General features: G+C 60.7%; 1 other RNA gene. It reads left to right on the top strand.

From position 1 onward, the window contains the following. An RNA gene (gene rnpB / locus MD536_RS21690) (RNase P RNA component class A) lies at positions 1–270 on the top strand; the annotation flags it as partial. Positions 271–280: the final 10 nt, after the last annotated feature.

Below are 280 nucleotides of genomic sequence, written 5' to 3'. Positions count from 1 at the left end.
GTGACAGGTATGGGGTGGGGGGGAAACCCACGACCAGTGCAACAGAGAGCAAACCGCCGATGGCCCGCGCAAGCGGGATCAGGTAAGGGTGAAAGGGTGCGGTAAGAGCGCACCGCGCGGCTGGTAACAGTCCGTGGCACGGTAAACTCCACCCGGAGCAAGGCCAAATAGGGGTTCATAAGGTACGGCCCGTACTGAACCCGGGTAGGCTGCTTGAGCCAGTGAGCGATTGCTGGCCTAGATGAATGACTGTCCACGACAGAACCCGGCAGATCGGAAG

The organism is Flavihumibacter cheonanensis (genome assembly GCF_022352215.1).
Lineage (GTDB): Bacteria > Bacteroidota > Bacteroidia > Chitinophagales > Chitinophagaceae > Flavihumibacter > Flavihumibacter cheonanensis.
This window is presented reverse-complemented; position numbering and strand designations above follow the sequence as displayed.